Source organism: Mesorhizobium sp. M2A.F.Ca.ET.067.02.1.1 (assembly GCF_004023285.1).
Lineage (GTDB): Bacteria > Pseudomonadota > Alphaproteobacteria > Rhizobiales > Rhizobiaceae > Mesorhizobium.
Genome location: NZ_RZSB01001477.1, coordinates 1 through 400 on the forward strand (window position 1 = coordinate 1; position 400 = coordinate 400).

At 61.0% G+C, this 400-nt stretch carries 1 protein-coding gene; it reads left to right on the forward strand.

Annotation, left to right across the window (positions count from 1 at the left end):
* Positions 1 to 75: 75 nt before the first annotated feature.
* The gene (locus EOA28_RS38400) at positions 76 to 363 is read left to right on the forward strand and encodes a LysR family transcriptional regulator (protein WP_245501725.1); all 288 of its coding nucleotides are present in this window, start codon (positions 76 to 78) and stop codon (positions 361 to 363) included.
* Positions 364 to 400: the final 37 nt, after the last annotated feature.

Below are 400 nucleotides of genomic sequence, written 5' to 3' on the forward strand. Positions count from 1 at the left end.
GCGCCAACAATCTAGCGGCTGGCGCGGATGCAGTAAAATTGATAGTTGTCGGATTCTGATATCAATGGATTTGATATGCTCGATCTCAAGCTGCTGGCGACATTCGTGCGCGCGGCGCATTCGGGAACCCTCAGTGCGGTGGCGGTACAGGTCGGACGCACGCAGTCGGCCGTGACAATGCAGGTGCAGCGGCTCGAGGAAGCCCTCGGCCAGAGCCTGTTTCATCGCAGCGGCAGCGGGGTGCGGCTCACCGGCAGCGGCGAGCGCTTCCTGGCCTATGCCGAGCGCATCCTCAAAACTCGGCGCTGTCCGACAAAGGCCTGCACGGTTCGATTATTTTCGGCAGTCCCGAGGACTATCTGAGCGCGTTCTTTCCCGCGCTCCTGAAGGGCTTCGGAAC